Consider the following 4,121-nt stretch of genomic DNA (forward strand, 5'->3'; position numbering starts at 1 on the left):
CGTCGATTTTCGGTTCATATTTTGTACCTTCAAAGCTATATGGTTTAGAAGCTTTGAGATACTTAAAGCAGGCCGGTTTTCATAAGGAAAGCCGGTTTTTTTTTGCTCCTAAAAGGCCTTTTTCCTTAACTTAATAGCATTGGGAATACCCTTCGATGGCAAATAGGTTGAACACTGTCCGGTATCCTTTGGGCATCTCTCCCATCACTTGAGCAACCTCTTCCAAGTCCAGTAAATCACTGCCTCCATCCAGGCCTAGGCTGAAGTTTTCCATGCATTCCTCTTCTTGAAAGAGCAGCTCTTTCTTGCTTTTCAAAAAGCGGATGGATTCGTTGATCACGATGGTGTTGATCCACTTACTCAAGCTGCCCTCCCCTCGGATTTCAAACTGCCCGATGTTTTTGAAAATCCGGGTGAACGAAATCGAAAGTACATCTTCCGTATCGTGGTGGTTGGCCAGGTACCGCATGGCCACATGGTAGCTTCTCCGGTAATTTCTGTCAAAGAGGTACCGCTGTGCAAAGGGGTTGTTCTGAAGGCAACCGGCTATAATTTCCTGTTCTTCCAAAAGATTGTATGGTTTTCATTTGCGGAACCTGAAAATTTACCGATACGTTGCCTGAGAAAAAATATATTTTGCAAAATGATGTTAAAAGCAGGATTCTTTTCGTCTCAAAGGTTGTCTTGTCTATTTCCATCTAAAAAGTTACACCTTCAACTATTCCAAAATAAATGGGTTTCCAGCATTATGTACTAGCCGAAATTTTCGAGGGGGCTACTCCGAACTTCTTCTTGAAGGCAAAGGAAAAATGGGAAAGGTCTTCAAATCCTAGGTCAAGATAGACTTCTGTTGGCTTTTTGTTCTTCTGCTGCATTTGATAATGTGCCTCCTGCAACCGCCTTTGCTGGATCCAATGTCTTGGGGTGTCGTTGAACAGCTTCACAAAATCCCTTTTAAAGGTGGAAAGGCTTCTGCCTGTGAGAAAGGCCAAGCGATCCAAGCTGACATTAAACCGATAATGCTGATGCATAAACAACTTCAAATCGATTTTTTGTGGAATGCTGAAATCAAAAAAAACATGAGCAAGCCCGGAATCAAGCTGCAAAAGAATCAAGAGCAACTCTTCCCTTTTGATATCCGAGAAACTTTCGGCTATTTTCCCGTCCTTTTGGTAATAGGATGCCAAAGACCGGATGAAGTTGGGAACCAGGTCCGTCTTTTGAAAAAACACAAATGTGCCTTCTGGATAGCCTGCCCCGGTTTTAAAAGCATGCTTATTCTGGAAATCTTTCAGGAAAGGCTCGTCAAACACCACCACTACTTTTTCAAACTGATCGTTTTCCTTTTGCTTGGCATACCTTGCCAAATTGTTTTTTCGAAGCAGGCAATAGTCTCCGGAATACAGGGAGTATTTGTTGTGTCCATCGTAACCTTCCACAAATCCCTTTGCCAGAAAGAAAAAAATATGCTCCGGAATATACTGCTCTTCGGATATTTCAGGTCCCATATAACAGGACTTGATCTCAGCTGTGGCAATTTGGATCCCACTCAAATTTATTTTACCTCGGTCCACCATGATTTAAAAGTTTGTGTTTCATCATCAATATCCACTTTTTCACCGATAATCGGAGTAATTAACGGGATTTCCTGCTCCAAAGCAAACCTGCTTACCTCGCTCAGAGGCTCATCCCAAGGGTGCATGGCAAGTCTAAACTTACTGGAGTGAACAGGCATCACCCGCTTTGCCTGAAGGTCGGAAGCCGCTGCAATAACCTGATGGGGCATAAAGTGAATTTTATCCCAGGCTACATTGTACTGCCCATTTTCCAGGATTGCCAGATCGAATGGTCCATGGGCTTGCCCGATTTCCGCCAAATGGCTATCGTAACCGCTATCGCCTCCCACAAATATTTTGAGGTTTGCTGTCTCTATCACATAAGAAAGCCAAAGGGTGTTATTTCTTTTTATGCTCCTGCCTGAAAAATGCCTCGCTTTGGTGGTATGGATTTTCAATTCACCGAATTCCACCGTCTCATCCCAATCTTTTTCGATAATCACCGATGGGGAATAACCCCAATGTTCAAAGTGGGAACCTACACCCAATCCACAAACCACTGTGTTTACCCTTTCTCTTAAACCCAAGACAGTACGGTAATCCAGGTGGTCATAATGGTCGTGGCTGATCAGGAGGTAGTCGATTTGCGGAAAATCAGTAACTGTATATTGATCTGTTCCTTGAAATGCTTTCAGACTGCCTGGTATAGGAGAAGCATTGCCACTCAATACAGGATCCACCAAAAACCGCTTGCCCTCCAATTGCATAAAATAGGATGAATGACCAAACCAAACCAGCACATTTTCTTCAGGAGGCAATGTTAAAAGGTCGGTCTTCGTCGAAGGGATTCTTCCTTTTGGATCCCGATTGGGATGGCTTTTAAAATATTGGTCAATTATTATGCCTGCCATGGAATAGCCTTCCGAAAGCATGGGAGTGGGACTGAAATTTTCAAATTGGCCGTCTTTGAATTGGGGAGATTGCCGGATTCTTTCCAAGCGCTCGCCACTTGGGGCCTTACCAAACATGGGATGCTGCAAAAACAGCAAACCACTTACTGCCAAGAGAAGGAGAATGCTCAAAAATAAGATCATAACACGTTTTAAAATTTTCAGGATTTGCTTCATTTCCAGCAAAGTTACATTCAACGTCAATACCGAACTTTGTTAAAAAGTTCAAATTTGTTTGTTGGGAGGGTCAGTAAATCAAGGGACCATTTTCCATTGCTTTTCTTCAAAGAAATTAGAAGGAATCGGGATTAAGAATATCAATAGAATTGAGTCTGTCTATCGGACCGGCGGGCATGAAGTAACGGTCAAATACGGAGATGGCAAGCATACGAGATTTTCCCGACAGATCGGATCAGGGCATCCTGATAAACTAGGACAAGGTGTAACCTATCAAAAACAATTATAGACACATAAAAAAGGCATTTACTCGTACAATGAAAAATTTATTGAATAAATTTACCACTAAGTAAAACAAAAACCGACTAGCTTCGTAAATTTGGCTATGCAAATACAAAAACGTTCGCATGCCCTCCCCTTGATTTTTTGTAGTTTATTGGCCTGTCACACTACCGAAGAATTAGAAAAACCACAGCAAACCTTCCAAGTAAGCCAAATTGAGTAGCAATATATTGCTCAAGACGAGGACAAACTTTCTACTAACCGTTACAGAATACCCATCACAGCAAACCCATCAGCTTAGCGGGGTTTGGACCGGCACATTTTTTTATGCTTTTCATAGCGATGTGGTGGTAAATGAGCTGGAGTAAATTTACTCGTGCTTCTTCATAAGCATCGCACGGGTAACAAACGAAGCTGACCCGACTAGCAGCAACAAGGCCCATAGCGGGGCAGGAATCGAAATGGATTCGATAAATACGGATAGTGTAAAGGCTAGACACAATACCATACATACCGACAACACCCATTCGTTCATTCTCCTTATACGTGTCATAGCATGCTGTGGATGAGGGTAGTAGACTGATCAACGGTAAAAATAATGTATGACCCTGAAAAAAAATTTCAGTGGGATAAAAATTTAGAGTTCATTCACTATTCTTGTTATTCCGTCCTTAATTAACTTCTCATTGAAGTTGATTAGCAAACCTAATTTCAATCCGGTTATTTTTAAATAGGTCAGCAGTTGTTTTGGGTGAACGGGTGCAAGCTTTTCTACTGATTTCAATTCAACAATCACCTTATTTTCAACGATTAAATCAGCTCTAAAGCCCAAATCCAACTTTAAATCATTCCACATTACCGGAATGGCCTTTTGCTTTTCAACATTCAATCCTAGTCTGGCAAGTTCAAAAAACATGATCTCTTCATAAACAGACTCGAGCAATCCAGGACCTAACTTCACGTGGATATCGTAGGCAACAATCACTATTATTTTTGAAACTTCGTTTTCTACCATATTACTGCAATAAATTTAAGGATTTGGCTGAAATAAATCCCTCGCTAAGGCGCCAAGACGAAGAGGGTTTTTATGAATATTCACCACTAAACCCATCGAACCTTCTCTGCGCCTCTGCGGCTCTGCGTGAACATAAATCCC

Annotated in this window: 5 protein-coding genes; all 5 read right to left on the minus strand. The window is 41.7% G+C overall.

Annotated features, from left to right (window positions below; all coding sequences use genetic code 11):
• Window positions 1-130: 130 nt before the first annotated feature.
• The 5 genes from IAQ59_RS21580 to IAQ59_RS21600 all read right to left on the minus strand — a co-directional run bounded on the left by IAQ59_RS21580 (window position 131) and on the right by IAQ59_RS21600 (window position 3,980).
• The gene (locus tag IAQ59_RS21580; RefSeq protein WP_209332929.1) at window positions 131-568 is read right to left on the minus strand and encodes an RNA polymerase sigma factor; all 438 of its coding nucleotides are present in this window, start codon (window positions 566-568) and stop codon (window positions 131-133) included.
• Between the two features lie 178 nt (window positions 569-746).
• Window positions 747-1,577 carry a helix-turn-helix domain-containing protein gene (locus IAQ59_RS21585; protein WP_209332930.1) on the minus strand — a complete coding sequence of 277 codons (831 nt, stop codon included), beginning with the start codon at window positions 1,575-1,577 and terminating at the stop codon, window positions 747-749.
• Window positions 1,556-2,650, minus strand: a complete 1,095-nt coding sequence (locus IAQ59_RS21590) for an MBL fold metallo-hydrolase (protein ID WP_209332931.1) — start codon at window positions 2,648-2,650, stop codon at window positions 1,556-1,558. Before IAQ59_RS21590 ends, IAQ59_RS21585 begins: the two co-directional genes overlap by 22 nt.
• Window positions 2,651-3,335: 685 nt before the next feature.
• On the minus strand, window positions 3,336-3,518 hold the full coding sequence (locus IAQ59_RS21595; RefSeq protein ID WP_209332932.1) for a hypothetical protein: 183 nt from the start codon (window positions 3,516-3,518) through the stop codon (window positions 3,336-3,338).
• Between the two features lie 84 nt (window positions 3,519-3,602).
• Window positions 3,603-3,980 (minus strand): GxxExxY protein, encoded by a 378-nt coding sequence (locus tag IAQ59_RS21600; protein WP_209332933.1) that lies wholly within the window; start codon window positions 3,978-3,980, stop codon window positions 3,603-3,605.
• Window positions 3,981-4,121: the final 141 nt, after the last annotated feature.

The sequence above is a fragment of the Lunatimonas salinarum genome, assembly GCF_017811155.1.
Taxonomy (GTDB): Bacteria; Bacteroidota; Bacteroidia; order Cytophagales; family Cyclobacteriaceae; genus Lunatimonas; species Lunatimonas salinarum.

What these genes read in the sequence shown, in the direction of transcription:
- IAQ59_RS21585 (WP_209332930.1), bottom strand. Translation starts at nt 1,577, where the DNA reads ATGGTGGACCGAGGTAAAATAAATTTGAGTGGGATCCAAATTGCCACA.
- IAQ59_RS21595 (WP_209332932.1), bottom strand. Translation starts at nt 3,518, where the DNA reads ATGACACGTATAAGGAGAATGAACGAATGGGTGTTGTCGGTATGTATG.
- IAQ59_RS21590 (WP_209332931.1), bottom strand. Translation starts at nt 2,650, where the DNA reads ATGATCTTATTTTTGAGCATTCTCCTTCTCTTGGCAGTAAGTGGTTTG.
- IAQ59_RS21600 (WP_209332933.1), bottom strand. Translation starts at nt 3,980, where the DNA reads ATGGTAGAAAACGAAGTTTCAAAAATAATAGTGATTGTTGCCTACGAT.